The organism is Streptomyces sp. NPDC058457 (assembly GCF_042720695.1).
Classification (GTDB): domain Bacteria; phylum Actinomycetota; class Actinomycetes; order Streptomycetales; family Streptomycetaceae; genus Streptomyces.
In genome coordinates this window covers 1-15,338 of the sequence record NZ_JBHXLU010000098.1, presented here as the reverse complement: position 1 = coordinate 15,338, position 15,338 = coordinate 1, and the positions used below count along the sequence as shown (strand labels likewise).

Here is a 15,338-nt window from a genome sequence, read left to right as displayed (position 1 = left end):
CTCCATTGTGCGGAATCGTCGGGCTCCATCTGCGCGAGCCCTCACTGGAACCACGCCTCGGCGAACTGCTCACCGCGATGCTCGGCCAGGTCGTCGAGCGGGGGCCGGACTCGGCGGGAGTCGCCGTCTACGGTGACCCCCGGCTGTCCCCGCCGGGACGGGCCGTCGTCTCACTGCTCGGGGTCACGCCGGTCGAGGCGCAGGCCGCGCTGCCGGGCGCGGTGGCCGTCAGCGCCGACGTCACGACGGTCGTGCACGCGGAACGTTCCGTCGCCGCCCTGCTCGCGGCCGTCGCCGACGGGCTGCCGCACGCCACCGTCATCGGCTCCGGCACGGACATGGCCGTGCTCAAGGGCACCGGGAACCCGGTGGAGTTGGCGGACTCCTTCGGGCTCGCCGGCGTGACCGGCTGGCAGGGCGTCGGACACACCCGGATGGCCACCGAGTCGGCGGTCACCCCCGAGGGCGCCCATCCGTTCTCCGTGGGGCCCGGCCAGTGCCTGGTGCACAACGGCTCCTTCGCCAACCACGCCACCATCCGCCGCGAACTGCGCGCCCAGGGCGTGGATTTCGACAGCGAGAACGACTCCGAGGTCGGCGCCCGGTTCGTCGCCCACCAACTCGCCCAGGGAGCCGACCCGGAGAAGGCGCTGAAGCTGCTGTGCGAGCGGTTCGACGGCTTCTACACGCTGCTGGTGTCCACCGGCGACTCCTTCGCGGTCGTCCGGGACGCCATCGCCTGCAAGCCCGCGATGGTCGCGGAGACCGCCGACTGGGTGGCGATGGCCTCCGAGTACCGGGCGCTGGACGTCCTGCCGGGCATCGAGAACGCCCGCATCTTCGAACCCGAGCCGGAAGAGGTGTACGTATGGCGACGCTGATCGACCTGGCCGAGACGCCGGTCCGGGAGCTCAACGGGGCGTTGCACGCGGCCGGGGCCGACGAGTGGCGGGTGCTGAACCCGCGCGGTGCGCATGCGGTCGCCTGCGGTATCCGGGATCCTCTCACCGTCGACGTCGAGGGCCACGTCGGCTACTACTGCGCCGGCATGAACCAGCACGCCACCGTCACCGTGCACGGCAACGCGGGGACCGGGGTCGCCGAGAACATGATGTCCGGCACGGTCCGGGTGCGGGGGAACGCCTCCCAGTCGGCGGGGGCCACCGCCCATGGCGGGCTGCTGGTGATCGACGGGGACGCATCGGCGCGGTGCGGGATCTCCATGAAGGGCGTGGACATCGTCGTCGGCGGAAACGTCGGGCACATGAGCGCGTTCATGGGGCAGGCCGGGCGGCTGGTCGTCTGCGGCGACGCGGGGGACGCGCTGGGGGACTCGCTGTACGAGGCTCGGATCTATGTGCGGGGGGCGGTGAAGTCACTGGGAGCGGACTGCGTGGAGAAGGAGATGCGGGGTGAGCATCTCGCCGAACTGGCCGAGTTGTTGAAGGCGGCGGAGCGGGATGAGGAGCCGGGTGAGTTCCGCCGGTACGGATCGGCTCGGGAGTTGTATCACTTCAAGATCGACAATTCGGCTGCGTACTAGCGTCGTGCGTCGTCTGCGGGCCGGTTGTGGCTGGTCGCGCAGTTCCCCGCGCCCCCAAGGGGGCGTTCCGCTCACCCCTGTCTGGAGTTGTGAACCTTGGAACCCGCATCCCTCGGCCTCCGTGAGTCCGCCACCTTCGATCGCGCCACCATCCACGCCATCCAGCGCGCCGCCGACACCGGGATCTACGACATCCGCGGGTGGGGGGCCAAGCGTCGGCTCCCGCACTTCGATGATCTGCTGCTGCTCGGCGCCTCCATGTCCCGCTACCCCCTGGAGGGTTATCGCGAGCGGTGTGACACGGACGTCGTCCTCGGTTCCCGACACGCGAAGAACCCGCTCCGGCTGGCCACGCCCGTCACCATCGCAGGCATGAGCTTCGGCGCCCTCTCCGCGCAGGCAAAGGAGGCGCTCGGGCGGGGGGCCAGCGAGGTCGGTACGTCCACGACCACCGGTGACGGCGGGATGACCCCCGAGGAACGCGGGCACTCCAAACACCTCGTCTACCAGTACCTGCCGTCCCGGTACGGCATGAACCCCGACGACCTGCGGGCCGCCGACGCCATCGAGGTCGTTCTCGGGCAGGGGGCCAAGCCCGGTGGCGGGGGCATGCTGCTCGGGCAGAAGGTCACCGAACGCGTGGCCGGGATGCGGACGCTGCCCGTCGGTATCGACCAGCGCAGCGCCTGCCGGCACCCCGACTGGACCGGCCCCGACGACCTCGCCATCAAGATCCTCGAACTGCGCGAGATCACCGACTGGGAGAAGCCGGTCTATGTGAAGGTCGGCGCGACCCGGACGTACTACGACGTGAAGCTGGCCGTGCACGCGGGTGCGGACGTCGTCGTGGTCGACGGCATGCAGGGCGGTACGGCGGCCACCCAGGACGTCTTCATCGAGCACGTCGGCATCCCGACCCTCGCGGCCCTGCCCCAGGCGGTCCGGGCACTCCAGGAACTGGGCGTCCACCGCGAGGTCCAGCTGGTCGTCTCCGGTGGCATCCGCTCCGGCGCCGACATGGCCAAGGCCCTCGCCCTCGGGGCGGACGCGGTGGCCGTCGGCACGGCAGCGCTCATCGCACTCGGCGACAACCACCCCCGGTACGACGCCGAGTACCGGCAACTGGGCTCTGCCGCAGGCTACTTCGACGACTACCAGGACGGGCGCGACCCGGCCGGCATCTCCACCCAGGACCCCGCTCTCGCCGCCCGGCTCGACCCCGTCGAGGGCGGTCGGCGGCTCGCCAACTTCCTGCGGGTGATGACCATGGAGGCCCAGACCCTCGCCCGCGCCTGCGGCAAGGCCCACCTCCTGCACCTCGAACCCGAGGACCTGGTCGCCCTCACCATCGAGTCCGCCGCCATGGCCCGCGTCCCGCTCGCCGGCACGGACTGGATCCCGGGAGCCGGACTGTGATCGCGGTCGTCGGCGCCGGACTCATGGGCGCCGCCACCGCCTGGCAGCTCGCCCGGCGCGGCCACCCGGTCACCCTGATCGAGGCGTACGACATCGGCCACAGGCGGGGTGGCTCGCACGGCAGTTCGAGGATCTTCCGGCGGGCGTACGCCGACCCCTTCTACGTCGGGCTCACGGGCCGCGCCTACGAGGAGTGGCGGGCGTTGGAGGAGGACGCCTCGACTCCCTTGCTGCGCAGGACCGGTGGGCTCGACCTGGGGGAGGGGCGGGACCCCGAGGGGCTCGCCGGGGTGCTGGCGGCGGCCGGAGTGCCGTACGAGCTCCTCGGTGCCGGGGCCGCCCGCGAGCGCTGGCCGTACATCCGCTTCACCGGACCGGCCCTCTACCACCCGGGCGCGGGCGTGATCGATGCCGACGCGACGGTCGCGGCCTGTGTGCGGAGGGCCGCCGAGCACGGGGCGCAGGTATGGAGCGGGGTGCGGGTCACCGGCATCGACGTACGGCGGAAGGTGCTGCTGCGCACGGCCGACGGCCGTGAGCTGACCGCCGACACCGCCGTGATCGCCGCCGGCGCCTGGCTGCCCGAACTCGGACTGCCCGTCGCCCTGCCGCCGTTGGCGGTGACCCAGCAGCAGGTCTTCCACTTCCGGCAGCGCCAACCGGACGAGCGGTGGCCGATCCTGGTCACCAAGGACGCGGAGATGCAGACCTACGGCCTGCCGTCGGGCAGGGACGGCGGACCGCTCCCCGCGATGAAGGTCGCCGAGCACGACCGGGGCACCCCCACCACGGCCACCGCCCGCACCGGCGTCGTCGACCCGTCCTCACGCACCCGCGTGAGCGAGTTCGTCCGCGACCGGCTCCCGGGCCTCGACCCCGAACCGGTCGCCGAGGCGACCTGCCTCTACACCACCACACCCGACGAGGACTTCGTCCTGGACCGGCACGGCCCGCTCGTCATCGCCTCCCCGTGCTCCGGACACGGCGCCAAGTTCGCCCCGCTCATCGGCGCGATGGTCGCCGACCTCGCGACCGGTCGTGCCGAACCCCACCCCCGGTTCCGCCTGGGGCGCCCGGGCTAGGATGCGCCGGTGACCGAGCACCCCGAACCCGCAGCGGACGCCGACGACAAGGCGCTGGAGCGTGTCATCGCGGTCCGTACCCGTGAGTACCGGCAGGCGGCCGGGCTCTCGGTCGGCGAGATGGCCCAGCGCGTCGGCATCTCCAAGGCCATGCTGTCGAAGATCGAGAACGCCCAGACGGCGTGCAGCCTCACCACCCTCTCGCGCCTCGCGCGCGGCCTCGACGTCCCGGTCACGGCCCTGTTCCGGGGGCTGGACGACGAGCGCGAAGCGGTCTTCGTCCCGGCCGGGCACGGCGCCCGGATCGTCCGGCGCGGTACCCGGGTCGGCCACGAGTACGCCCAGCTCGGCTCGTTGCGGGGCGCCCACAAGCGGATGGACGCCCTGCTGGTCACCCTCACCGAACAGAGCGAGGTGTTCCCGCTCTTCCAGCACGCCGGCACCGAACTCCTCTACATGCTGGAGGGCGTCATGGTCTACGGCCACGGCAAGTCCAGCTACACCCTGCGCCCCGGCGACGCCCTCCAGTTCGACGGCGAGGCCCCGCACGGCCCCGAACGGCTCGTCGAGTTGCCGATCCGCTTCCTCACCGTGACGGCCTTCGGAGACAGCCCGCAGCACTGAAACCCGGCCTTAATCGGACACGGACGGGTCTTGTAACGCACACCAAGTCTACTGAGATGAAACGAAGTTTCTCCCTGTTGGACTTCTCCGCGGAGTGTGCGCATGGACACCGGAAGTACCGCCTGGATGCTCGCGAGTACGGCGCTCGTCTGTCTGATGGTGCCGGGACTGGCCCTCTTCTACGGCGGCATGGTTGCCGCCAAGAGCGTCCTCAACATGATCATGATGACGTTCGGCGCCGTCGCCCTGGTCGGCTGCATCTGGGTCGTCTACGGCTTCTCGGCCTCGTTCGGCGACTCGATCGGCGGTGCCGGACTGCTCGGTGACGTCACCGAGTACTTCGGGATGAGCGGTGTCATGAGGGACGACCCGAAGGCCGTCATCCCGCTCTCCGTGTTCGCCGCCTTCCAGGCCCTGTTCGCCGCCCTCACCGCCGCCCTCATCTGCGGCGCGATCTCGGACCGCATCAAATTCGGCTCCTGGATGACCTTCACGGGCATCTGGGTGACCCTGGTCTACCTGCCCGTCGCGCACTGGGTGTTCGCCTTCGACGGCAAGGGCGTGGTCGGCGGCTGGATCGTCAACAGGCTGGGCGCCATCGACTTCGCGGGCGGCACGGCCGTCCACATCAACTCCGGCGCGGCGGCCCTGGCCGTGATCCTCGTCCTCGGCAAGCGCATCGGCTGGCAGAAGGACGGCGGCACCGAACGCCCCCACAACCTTCCGCTCGTCATGCTCGGCGCGGGCCTGCTGTGGTTCGGCTGGTTCGGCTTCAACGGCGGATCGGCACTGACGTCGAGCAACGCCGCCTCCGTCGTCGTCCTCAACACCTTCGTCGCGACCTGCTCCGCGATGCTCGGCTGGCTGCTGGTCGAGAAGCTCCGCGACGGCCACTCCACCAGCCTCGGCGCCGCCTCCGGCGCGATCGCCGGCCTCGTCGCCATCACCCCGTCCTGCGGTGCCGTCTCCCCGTCCGGCGCCCTCCTTCTCGGCGCCATCGGCGGAGCGGTCTGCGCCCTCGCCGTGGGCCTCAAGTACCGGCTCGGCTACGACGACTCGCTCGACGTGGTCGGCATCCACCTCGTCGGCGGCATCACCGGCACCCTGCTGGTCGGCGTCCTCGCCACGTCCGAGGCCCCGAACGGAGTCGACGGTCTCCTCTACGGCGGCGGTCTCTCCCTCCTCGGCAAGCAGGCGGTCGGTGCCTTCGCCGTCCTGGCGTACTCCTTCGCCGTGACCTGGCTGATCGCCAAGGCACTCGACAAGACGATGGGCCTCCGGGTCCGCCCCGAGGTCGAACAGGAGGGCGTGGACGCCCACCTGCACGCGGAGAGCGCCTACGACCTCACCCACGCGCCGACCACCACCGCCCCGGCTCCTCAGCCCGCCACCGCAGGATAGGGAGATCCCGCCCTCCGCCCTTGTCGCCGTTCGGGCACGGCCGGTGCCCGGGGGCACCGGCCGTGCCGTCGGGTCAGCCTGCCGGGGTGCGCCGCAGCACCGTGCCGTACCCGTCCGCCTCCAGTGACGCCGTGCCCTCGTGGCCGGTCACGGTGATCCTGAGGGTGAGGGAGCCGGTGAGGCGCTCGGCGGTGAGCTGCCAGGTCTGCGGGGAGCCGACCCCGAGGGTGGTGCGGGCCTTCTCGACGAGGGCGGGGATGCGGTCGTAGGGCAGGGACCGCGGGTCGAACCGTCCCGCTTGTATGCCGGTGGGGGCGAACACGACCGACAGTTGGCTTTCCTGCACGACGACGGTCAGCGCCTGGCGCCGGGTCTCGTCCCTGGTCAGCGAGGCGACGGCCCGGCGCAGTTCGCCCTTGTCGAGCATCGACCGGCCCGGGCCGAGAGTGACCGTGCCGGTCGCGGACGTCACGACGGTGGTGGACGACGAGGACGTCGTGGAGACGGACGGCTCCGATGAGGGCGGCTGCGCGCCGTCGTCCGCGGCGGACAGGTCGGTGCGGAAGAGCAGGACCACGACGGCCGCGCCGAGCAGCACGCCGAGCAGGGCGAGGAAGCCGCCGGCACCGCCCTCGGACGGCTTGCTCACCAGAGCCGACCCGGGAGCCGAGTCGAGGCGCGCTCCCGCCACCCGCTCCTTCCACTCCGGCGTCGGCCGCTGCAGGATCCGTACGCGCCACGGCCGGTCCGGTGGGTACTGGACCACCAGGATGCCGCGCGGCCGGTAGTCGGGCAGTTCGACGAGATTGATGCTCTCCGCGACCACGACGCGGAACGCCGGTCCGTCGTCCGGCGCGACGGTGAGGTCGAACCGCACCGATACGTCACTCGACCCGTCCCCGACGGCACGCAGGCTCTCGATCATCGCGAGTGCCGTTTCGGGCGCGACGGCCGCCTCCCGGGCACGCCGCGGCGCACCGGCGAGGAGGACCAGCAGGCCGTACCCCACGGGCAGTGCCGTGCCCGTGACGACCAGTGGCACGTTCTCGATGACGATGCCGACGACGAAGGCGGCCAGGGACGCCCCGATCACACCGCCCGTCAGGAATCTCCGGGCAAGGACCAGGGGAGCACTGCGCGTGGGCAGCGGTGCGCCCTCGATGATCGTCATGGCACCGATTGTGCCCGTTCGGGGTGACGACCGGTAGATCCGGGCGGTATCGCCTTGATCGTCTCTCAACTGCCCCGGCGCGGAACCGGGTTCGCCCGGTACGACGGGCGCCGACGCCCGCTCAGGCGGTCGTCCAGTCACGCAGCCGGCGGGCGATCCCGGCCACGCCCAGCGCTCCGGAGGCGGCGTCGCGCACCAGTGCGACGGCCGCCTTGGGCGGGTAGTCGAGTGCACGCATGTTGAGGGTCAGGTAGGCCTCGGTCGCATGCCAGGCGAAGGCCTCGTTGGAGTGTTCCAGGCAGGGCAGCCTGGCCAGGGTCTGCAGCAGCGCGGCCGCCTTGAGATGCAGGGATCCGTAGATCTCGCGCTTCATCGCGCGGGCGTTGACGCGAGCGACCGCGGCGTAGAGAGGCCCGTAGTCGTCGACCTGCGGGTCGCCGTCGAGAACCTCGGCCGCGTGCAGCAGAAAGGTGACCTCGAGCGGGTGGAGCGGCTCCGGCTGGGTCACGCGGCGTGGCCCCGCTCGTGCTGCTCGATCTCTCGCCGGGCCTCCTGCTCGGCCGCGCGCTGCTCGGCGCTGGGATCCAAGGTGCCGGGCTCGGCCGCGAACGCCACCCCGCTACGGGCCATCGACGCCTTGAAGGCCTCCAGGAACCGCTGCTCCACAGCGGTCGCGCGGTCGTAGGCGGCCGACAGGATGTACTCCTGCATGCTGACCCCTGCCTGCCGGGCGGCTTCCGCGATCGCGGCCCGCTTCTCGGCATCGGGAAAGCGCAGGTTCATCGCCTTGGGATCCGACATGGTACCCACGGTACCAGCGATACCACCGCATGTCCCGGGAGAAGCCGGGGAGGCGGGGCCCGGCCCGGACTCCTCCGAGGACAACGCGCGGGAAGATCTCCGGAAAAGGGTGACGTCAGGTGTCACCTTTGGCGGGCACCGTGGTGCCATGGACAAGGACAACAACACCCAGGACACCGGCCGGGAAGGCCCGCTCGCCGGTCGCATCGCCCTCGTCGCCGGGGCCACCCGCGGCGCCGGACGTGCCCTCGCCGTCGAACTCGGCCGCGCCGGCGCCACCGTCTACGTCACCGGCCGCACCACCCGCGGGCACGCCAGCGAGGTCGGCCGGACCACGGAGACGATCGAGGAGACCGCGGAGCTGGTCACAGCGGCCGGCGGTACCGGCATCGCCGTCCCCACCGACCATCTGGACGCGGACCAGGTCCGTGTCCTCGTCGAGCGGATCGACCGCGAACAGGGGCGGCTCGACATCCTCGTCAACGACCTCTGGGGCGGCGAACACCTGCTCGCCGGCTCCGTCTTCGGCAGGAAGAGCTGGGAGACGCCGCTCGCCGACGGCCTGCGCATCCTGGACCTCGGGGTGCGCTCGCACCTGATCACCGCGGCCCTCGCCCTTCCGGTCCTGGTCCGCTCGGACGCACCGCTGCACGTGGAGGTCACCGACGGCACGGCGGCCTTCAACCGGCGTTACCGCGAGAACCTCTACTACGACCTCGCGAAGAACGCCCCGATCCGCATCGCCTTCGGGCTGGGCCAGGAGCTGGCCGAGTACGGGGGCACGGCGGTCGCCGTCACGCCCGGCTTCCTGCGCTCGGAGCAGATGCTCGCCCACTTCGGCGTGACCGAGGAGAACTGGCGCGACGTCGTCGACCGGGAACCGGACTTCGCCATCGCCGAGTCGCCGCACTACCTCGCCCGCGGGGTCGCCGCGCTCGCCGCCGACCCGGACCGGGCCGCCCGCTGGAACGGCAGGTCCGCCTCCAGCGCGGATCTCGCCAGGGCATACGGCGTACGGGACGTGGACGGCAGCCGGCCGGACGCCCTGGCGTACTTCGAGGAGGTCACGTACGGAGGGAAGGACGGCTCGCCGGACGACTACCGCTGATCCTCCGGCTCCGCGCCGTACACGGCGGCGAGGGCCCGCGCATGCTCGCGGAAGCGGGCGCGCAGGCCCGCCGGGGCCAGCACCTCCACGTCCGCGCCCAGCGCGGTCAGCTGCCCGAAGGCGACGTCCTCGGACTCCACCGGCAGGTCGAGCGTGACCTGCCCGGCGGCGTCCGGCGCGGTCGTGGACGCCAGTGCCTCGGCCACGCCGGCCGGGTCCACCAGGGAGGGCAGACGCCGCAGGCCGCGCTCGGTCAGACGTACGGTGACGGTCTCGCGCAGCAGCGCGCGGGCGAAGCCGGCGGCCTGGGCCTGCCAGTGCGCGGCCAGGTCGAAGGACGGGTCGCGGACGAAGGGTTCGCCGGTGCCGGGAGCAGGGCGGAGCGCCGTGACACGGTCGACGCGGTAGGTACGCCAGGTGCCGTCCCGGCCCGTAGTCCGCTCGGCGGGGACGCGGCCCACGACGTACCAGACGCCCGCCTTCAGGACGAGCCCGTACGGTTCCAGCAGGCGCGTCACCACGCGGGACGGCGCACCGTCCCGGCCCGGCCGCGCGTAGTCCAGCTCGACGGTGCGGTCGGACCACACGGCGCGGGCCAGCTCCGGGAGCAGCTCCGGCGCCGACGGCTCGCGGAACCAGGCGGGGGCGTCCAGGTGGAAGCGGCGCACCGACGACTCGGCCGCCGCACGCAGCGAGGGCAGCAGGGTGGCCGACAGCTTCAGCCGGGCCGTGTCCGCCGCCCCCGACAGCCCCAGGTCGCGCAGGGCCGTGGGCAGACCGGAGAGGTAGAGCGTCTCGGCCTCGGTGGGGTGGAGCGTGGTGAGCCGGGTCCGGTGGCCCGGCGCCAGGTGATAGCCGCCCGCGCGGCCGCGCTCGGACCGGATGGGAACGCCTGCCTCCTGCAAGGCCTGGGCATCGCGGATCACCGTGCGCTTGGAGACGTCCAGCTCGCGGGCGAGGGCGACGGCGGTCAGGCCGGGGCTCGACTGGACGAGAAGCGCCATGCGGATCAGGCGGGCGGCACGCATGTCTCAAGGATCGTGGACCTGCGCACCGCCGTCACCTCGCTGCACGAGAACCTCGCCCCCCGGCGGCCGGCCCGTCTTCCGCGTCTTCGCGGTCCTGGCCCGCGGCTGGATCGGCGGACGCCCCGACCGGTGCCGCCGGCGAAGCCTTTGGTGCGGGTCGGAGCAGGGCGCCCACGCCGCATCGGATATTCACGGCGGGACCGGTCACCACTCGTAGGGGTTCGAGGGGGCGCCGTACGGGTCCTGCGGAGGGCGTGTGGGGCGATGCGGGGTGCCCGGTCGGCCGGTGGCGCCGGGTGCCGGCTGGGCGGGGATGCCGAACTGGCCGGTCCCGCCGGGTGCCGGGCGGTTCCGGGCGCTGTACCGGTCCGTGGCGGACGGCGCGCTGCGCGTCGCCGTGCCGTACCGGTCCGCGCCGCCGGGCGCCGGGCGGCCGTAACGGCTCCGAGGTGTACGCCCGCTGCGCCGGCCCGCTGGGCGTGAGCGTGCCGACCGGGGCGACGGCGCGGGCGGGGGGTTCGTCTCGGGCGCCCGGCGGTTCCAGTCCCCCTCGCCCAGGACCAGCAGCGGGTCGAACATCACCACCACCCCGGCCAGCAGCAGGAACACGGCCGGGCCGAGCAGCATGGGCAGCAGCAGCGAGGTCGGCGACGCACTCGACCAGGAGGTGACGGACGCCGGGTGCACATCGACACTCACGGCCGCCATGGCGGTGTAGTGCATGCCCGACACCGCCAGGCCCATCACCAGACTGGCGCCCAGACTCGCCGTGAAACCCCGCACGGACACGGCCGCCCACAGCGCCGCCGTCGCGGCCGCGATCGCGATCAGGACGGAGAGGGTGACCGTCACCGGGTCGTAGTGAATCGTTCCGTCAAGGCGGAGCGCCGCCATGCCCAGGTAGTGCATGGCGGCCACGCCGAGCCCGGTGATGACGCCCGCCGTCCAGAGCGTCCCCGCGGTCGCGCCCCGGTAGCCGACCGCGAAGACGCCGATGCCGACCACCAGGATCGCCACCGCGAGACTGAGCAGGGTCAGCCCCACGTCGTAGCGGATCGTGGTCTCCTGGACATGGAAGCCGATCATCGCGATGAAGTGCATCGTCCAGATGCCGCAGCCGATCGAGGCCGCCCCCAGCGCGAGCCAGCCGGGCCGCCACGACTGCCCGTGGTGGTACAGCGACCTGACGATGCAGCGCAGCCCCAGTGCCCCGCCCAGACAGGCCATCAGATAGGCGGCGACCGGAGTCACCGCACCGTAGTGGAAACCGTCCGTCGTGCCGTGCATGTGCACAACTCCCCCCAGAGTCACGGCTGTCGTGGGGGAAGGTACTACGCGCCGGGGGCGTGCGCCGGGACTTCGCCCGCCTCTGGGGTACTACGGGTCGGCACAACTGCCGCAGAGGTGACCTCCAGCAGGGACACGGGCGGGGCTCAGGGGGCGACGATTTTGATCGCGCTCATCCAGCCGTGCCCCTCGGGCCGCGTCTGCAGGGCCATGTGCAGCAGCTGGATGCCCTCCAGCTCCCGGGCGTGCCGCAGGCCGCCGACGACCACCGGGTTGAGCCCGCCGGAGGAGGCCAGCTCGGCCACCTGGTCGCGGGCCGCCGCGTCGTCGCCGGCGATGAACACGTCCAGCGGCAGCCCGCCCACCTCGCCCGCGACCAGTGAGCCCGCGAACGTGGTGTTGAAGGCCTTCACCACGTGCGTGCCCGGTGCGGCGGCCTCGGCGAGCTGCTGGGCGCCGGAGCTGTCCGCGGGCACCGTGAGCGAGTCGAAGGTCGAGAAGTCCACCGGGTTCGAGATGTCGACGACGGTCTTCCCGGTGAGTTGGTCCCCGTACTCGGTGACGACCTGTTTGGCCGCGTCGAACGGCACGGCAAGCACCACCACGTCCGCCGACCCGACCGCGTCCGGCACGGCGGGCGCCACGTCCGCCCCCGGCGTCCGCTCGCCCAGGGCGTCGGCGAGCGTGGCGGCCTTGGCGGGATCCGTGCCGATCAGCCGGACCGTGTGCCCGCCCGCCAGGGCCCTGGTGGCGATACCGCCCGCCATGTTGCCTGTGCCGACGATGAAGACCCGCATGGGTGAGCCCCTTCCGTGGGGTGGGAGCTGCTGACGGCCGGTCCGGGGCGCGAAGTCGCACACTCCGGCTGAACAAGGATAAATCGGTCGGCTTGGCGCGGCTCGCGCTGGTGACACAGGGGCCCGTCGGCCTGTCGGCCCGCCGGCCGGACCGGGTTCCTCGCCCCGGTCCCTCCGCGGCCGGCCGCGGAGGATAGCGTGGCGATCATGGCGGACTGGAGGGCACGACCGGCGTCGGACGCGGACGTCGATGCGGTGGCCGAACTGCGTGCCGTCGTCATGCGGGAGGACCTGGAGCGGCTCGGCCGGTACGACGCGCGGCGGGTCCGGCAGCGGCTGCGGGACGGGTTCGACGCGGCCCACACCCGGGTGATCGAGGTGGGCGGCGCCTTCGCCGGCTGTGTGGCGCTGCGGCCGGCCGGGGACGTCCGCTGGTTGGAGCACTTCTATCTGGCCCCGCACGTTCAGGGCGGCGGCATCGGCTCGGCCGTGCTGGGCGAGCTGCTGGAGCGGTGCGACCGCGACGGCGCCCCCGTCCGGCTGAACGTCCTGCAGGGCAGCGCGGCCCGGCGGCTGTACGAGCGGCACGGATTCCTGGTCGAGAGCGAGGACCCGGTGGACGTGTTCATGGTTCGCCCGCCGGCCTCGCGCCCGCCCTCCCTGCGCCCGCCCTCCCGCTGAACGCCGGTCCGGCCGGACCGCCCCGCCTTGCATAGGGAAAACCCTCGACTGACCTCGACGTGAATGACATGCGCGGGTCAAATCTGGAATCCTCGCTCAGCACACGCCTTCTCCATGGCGTGTCCACGGATCACGGACCACGCACCCCGGTTCCTGGATCCCGGTTCCCGCACAGCTCAGCTCGTCCCGGACAGCACATCCCCGTCTGCCCGGTCTGTCACCGGCCGCGACCCGGCGGCCGCAGCAGGAGGAGTACGAGTGAGACGTCTTCCCCACAGACGGGCCACGGTAGGAGCCGCACTGGTCTCCACCGCCGCCTTCCTCGCCGTCGGCATCCAGTCGGTCCCGGCGAACGCCAAGCCTGCCACCCCCCACCCCAGCCCTGTCCGCACCGGCGGCCTGGAGGCGAAGCTCACCCCCGCCCAGCACACCGCGCTGATCAAGAGCGCCCAGCAGAAGACCACCACGACCGCCCGCACCCTCGGCCTCGGCGCCAAGGAGAAGCTGGTCGTCAAGGATGTCACCAAGGACAACGACGGCACCCTGCATACCCGTTACGAGCGCACCTACGACGGCCTCCCCGTCCTCGGCGGCGACCTGGTCGTGCACACCCCGCCCGCCTCCCTCGCGGCCGGAACGGTGAGCACCACCTTCAACAACAAGCACACCATCGCGGTCCCCACGGTCAGCGCGGCCTACAGCAAGTCCGCCGCACAGACCAAGGCGCTCAAGGCGGCCAGGGCCCTCGACGCCCAGAAGCCCGTCGCCGACAGCGCCCGCAAGGTGATCTGGGCCGGCAACGGCACCCCGAAGCTCGCCTGGGAGACCGTGATCGGCGGCTTCCAGGACGACGGCACGCCCAGCAAGCTGCACGTCGTCACGGACGCCACCAGCGGCAAGGAGCTCTACCGCTACCAGGCCGTCCAGACGGGCACGGGCAACACCCAGTACAGCGGCACGGTCACCCTCAACACCACGCTGTCGGGTTCGACGTACCAGCTGTACGACACCACGCGCGGCGGCCACAAGACGTACACCCTCAACAACGGCACGTCGGGCACCGGCACCCTGATGACCGACACCGACGACGTGTGGGGCACCGGATCCGGCTCCAACACCCAGACCGCCGGCGCCGACGCGGCCTACGGCGCGCAGGAGACCTGGGACTTCTACAAGAACACCTTCGGTCGCAGCGGCATCAAGAACGACGGCGTCGCCGCCTACAGCCGCGTCCACTACAGCACGGCGTACGTCAACGCCTTCTGGGACGACGACTGCTTCTGCATGACCTACGGCGACGGCACGAGCAGCACCCACGCCCTCACCTCGCTCGACGTGGCGGGCCACGAGATGAGCCACGGCGTCACGTCGAACACGGCGGGGCTCAACTACACCGGTGAGTCCGGCGGGTTGAACGAGGCCACCTCCGACATCTTCGGCACCGGCGTGGAGTTCTACGCCAACAACTCCTCCGACGTCGGTGACTACCTCATCGGCGAGAAGATCGACATCAACGGCGACGGCACGCCGCTGCGTTACATGGACAAGCCGAGCAAGGACGGCTCGTCGGCGGACAGCTGGTACTCCGGTGTCGGCAACCTCGACGTGCACTACTCCTCGGGCCCGGCGAACCACATGTTCTACCTGCTCTCCGAGGGCAGCGGTACCAAGACCATCAACGGCGTCACCTACACCAGCACCACCTCCGACGGCGTTGCCGTCGCCGGCATCGGCCGGGACGCGGCCCTGCAGATCTGGTACAAGGCGCTGACGTCGTACATGACGTCCAGCACCAACTACTCCGCAGCCCGCACCGCCGCCCTGAACGCGGCCGCGGCGCTGTACGGCACCAGCTCCACCCAGTACGCGGGTGTCGGCAACGCCTTCGCCGGCATCAACGTCGGCAGCCACATCACCGTGCCCACCTCGGGCGTCACGGTCACCAACCCGGGCAGCCAGTCCTCGACCGTCGGCACCGCGGTGAGCCTGCAGATATCGGCGAGCAGCACCAACAGCGGCTCGCTGACCTACGCGGCGACCGGACTGCCGACCGGCCTGTCGATCAGCAGCTCGACCGGCGCCATCACCGGCACACCCACGACGGCGGGCACCTACAGCACCACCGTCACGGTGACCGACTCGACGGGTGCCACCGGCACGGCCTCCTTCACCTGGACCGTCAGTTCCAGCGGAGGCGGCGGCAGTTGCACCTCCACGCAACTGCTGGGCAACGCCGGCTTCGAGTCGGGTAACACCACCTGGACGGCCACCAGCGGCGTCATCACCAACTCCAGCAGTGAGGCCGCCCACGCGGGCTCGTACAAGGCCTGGCTCGACGGCTACGGATCGACCCACACCGACACGCTCTCCCAGTCGGTGACGATCCCGTCCGGCTGCAC

The 15,338-nt window shown here is 71.8% G+C and carries 15 protein-coding genes; 9 read left to right on the top strand and 6 right to left on the bottom strand.

The features are described from left to right. Positions 1 to 5: 5 nt before the first annotated feature. The 6 genes from ACFWPS_RS44865 (at position 6) to ACFWPS_RS44840 (ending at position 6,066) form a co-directional block, all read left to right on the top strand. Positions 6 to 881, top strand: coding sequence for a glutamine amidotransferase family protein (locus tag ACFWPS_RS44865; RefSeq protein ID WP_383717513.1), 876 nt, complete (start codon positions 6 to 8; stop codon positions 879 to 881). Then, complete coding sequence (locus tag ACFWPS_RS44860; protein WP_383717511.1) at positions 869 to 1,543, top strand: glutamate synthase; 675 nt, start codon at positions 869 to 871, stop codon at positions 1,541 to 1,543. The genes ACFWPS_RS44865 and ACFWPS_RS44860 overlap by 13 nt, the downstream gene beginning before the upstream one ends. Before the next feature lie 96 nt (positions 1,544 to 1,639). After that, positions 1,640 to 2,959, top strand: coding sequence for an FMN-binding glutamate synthase family protein (locus ACFWPS_RS44855; RefSeq protein WP_383717508.1), 1,320 nt, complete (start codon positions 1,640 to 1,642; stop codon positions 2,957 to 2,959). Then, complete coding sequence (locus ACFWPS_RS44850) at positions 2,956 to 4,041, top strand: FAD-dependent oxidoreductase (protein WP_383717505.1); 1,086 nt, start codon at positions 2,956 to 2,958, stop codon at positions 4,039 to 4,041. The genes ACFWPS_RS44855 and ACFWPS_RS44850 overlap by 4 nt, the downstream gene beginning before the upstream one ends. A 9-nt stretch (positions 4,042 to 4,050) precedes the next feature. Continuing rightward, on the top strand, positions 4,051 to 4,665 hold the full coding sequence (locus ACFWPS_RS44845; RefSeq protein WP_383717502.1) for a helix-turn-helix domain-containing protein: 615 nt from the start codon (positions 4,051 to 4,053) through the stop codon (positions 4,663 to 4,665). A gap of 102 nt (positions 4,666 to 4,767) precedes the next feature. Next, positions 4,768 to 6,066, top strand: coding sequence for an ammonium transporter (locus ACFWPS_RS44840; RefSeq protein ID WP_383717499.1), 1,299 nt, complete (start codon positions 4,768 to 4,770; stop codon positions 6,064 to 6,066). A 73-nt stretch (positions 6,067 to 6,139) separates the two neighbouring features. Here the strand turns inward: ACFWPS_RS44840 and ACFWPS_RS44835 are convergent, their stop codons facing one another. The 3 genes from ACFWPS_RS44835 to ACFWPS_RS44825 all read right to left on the bottom strand — a co-directional run bounded on the left by ACFWPS_RS44835 (position 6,140) and on the right by ACFWPS_RS44825 (position 8,038). Further along, positions 6,140 to 7,237, bottom strand: a complete 1,098-nt coding sequence (locus tag ACFWPS_RS44835; protein ID WP_383717497.1) for a hypothetical protein — start codon at positions 7,235 to 7,237, stop codon at positions 6,140 to 6,142. A gap of 121 nt (positions 7,238 to 7,358) precedes the next feature. Then, on the bottom strand, positions 7,359 to 7,745 hold the full coding sequence (locus ACFWPS_RS44830) for a fic family toxin-antitoxin system, toxin component (RefSeq protein WP_383717495.1): 387 nt from the start codon (positions 7,743 to 7,745) through the stop codon (positions 7,359 to 7,361). After that, positions 7,742 to 8,038: a hypothetical protein gene (locus tag ACFWPS_RS44825; protein WP_383717492.1), complete on the bottom strand. Its 297-nt coding sequence runs from the start codon at positions 8,036 to 8,038 to the stop codon at positions 7,742 to 7,744. The genes ACFWPS_RS44830 and ACFWPS_RS44825 overlap by 4 nt, the downstream gene beginning before the upstream one ends. 148 nt (positions 8,039 to 8,186) lie before the next feature. On the opposite strand from ACFWPS_RS44825, the gene ACFWPS_RS44820 reads away from it, so the two are divergent. Next, entirely contained in the window at positions 8,187 to 9,146 is a 960-nt protein-coding gene (locus ACFWPS_RS44820) for an SDR family oxidoreductase (protein WP_383717489.1), read from the top strand. On the opposite strand, the gene ACFWPS_RS44815 is transcribed toward ACFWPS_RS44820, so the two are convergent. The 3 genes from ACFWPS_RS44815 to ACFWPS_RS44805 all read right to left on the bottom strand — a co-directional run bounded on the left by ACFWPS_RS44815 (position 9,137) and on the right by ACFWPS_RS44805 (position 12,258). Beyond that, complete coding sequence (locus ACFWPS_RS44815) at positions 9,137 to 10,174, bottom strand: helix-turn-helix transcriptional regulator (protein WP_383717486.1); 1,038 nt, start codon at positions 10,172 to 10,174, stop codon at positions 9,137 to 9,139. The genes ACFWPS_RS44820 and ACFWPS_RS44815 overlap by 10 nt on opposite strands. A 204-nt stretch (positions 10,175 to 10,378) precedes the next feature. Next, positions 10,379 to 11,461, bottom strand: a complete 1,083-nt coding sequence (locus ACFWPS_RS44810; RefSeq protein ID WP_383717483.1) for an MHYT domain-containing protein — start codon at positions 11,459 to 11,461, stop codon at positions 10,379 to 10,381. Between the two features lie 146 nt (positions 11,462 to 11,607). Then, positions 11,608 to 12,258: an NADPH-dependent F420 reductase gene (locus tag ACFWPS_RS44805; RefSeq protein ID WP_383717481.1), complete on the bottom strand. Its 651-nt coding sequence runs from the start codon at positions 12,256 to 12,258 to the stop codon at positions 11,608 to 11,610. 207 nt (positions 12,259 to 12,465) lie between these two features. On the opposite strand from ACFWPS_RS44805, the gene ACFWPS_RS44800 reads away from it, so the two are divergent. Continuing rightward, complete coding sequence (locus tag ACFWPS_RS44800) at positions 12,466 to 12,939, top strand: GNAT family N-acetyltransferase (RefSeq protein WP_383717478.1); 474 nt, start codon at positions 12,466 to 12,468, stop codon at positions 12,937 to 12,939. 258 nt (positions 12,940 to 13,197) lie between these two features. Further along, positions 13,198 to 15,338: M4 family metallopeptidase (locus ACFWPS_RS44795; protein ID WP_383717476.1), on the top strand; the 2,141-nt coding region annotated here is incomplete at its 3' end.

Bases quoted from the DNA above. Each gene is read 5' to 3' on its own strand.
- ACFWPS_RS44815 (WP_383717486.1), bottom strand. From the start codon at position 10,174: ATGCGTGCCGCCCGCCTGATCCGCATGGCGCTTCTCGTCCAGTCGAGC.
- ACFWPS_RS44825 (WP_383717492.1), bottom strand. From the start codon at position 8,038: ATGTCGGATCCCAAGGCGATGAACCTGCGCTTTCCCGATGCCGAGAAG.
- ACFWPS_RS44800 (WP_383717478.1), top strand. From the start codon at position 12,466: ATGGCGGACTGGAGGGCACGACCGGCGTCGGACGCGGACGTCGATGCG.
- ACFWPS_RS44820 (WP_383717489.1), top strand. From the start codon at position 8,187: ATGGACAAGGACAACAACACCCAGGACACCGGCCGGGAAGGCCCGCTC.
- ACFWPS_RS44860 (WP_383717511.1), top strand. From the start codon at position 869: ATGGCGACGCTGATCGACCTGGCCGAGACGCCGGTCCGGGAGCTCAAC.
- ACFWPS_RS44805 (WP_383717481.1), bottom strand. From the start codon at position 12,258: ATGCGGGTCTTCATCGTCGGCACAGGCAACATGGCGGGCGGTATCGCC.
- ACFWPS_RS44835 (WP_383717497.1), bottom strand. From the start codon at position 7,237: ATGACGATCATCGAGGGCGCACCGCTGCCCACGCGCAGTGCTCCCCTG.
- ACFWPS_RS44810 (WP_383717483.1), bottom strand. From the start codon at position 11,461: ATGCACGGCACGACGGACGGTTTCCACTACGGTGCGGTGACTCCGGTC.
- ACFWPS_RS44840 (WP_383717499.1), top strand. From the start codon at position 4,768: ATGGACACCGGAAGTACCGCCTGGATGCTCGCGAGTACGGCGCTCGTC.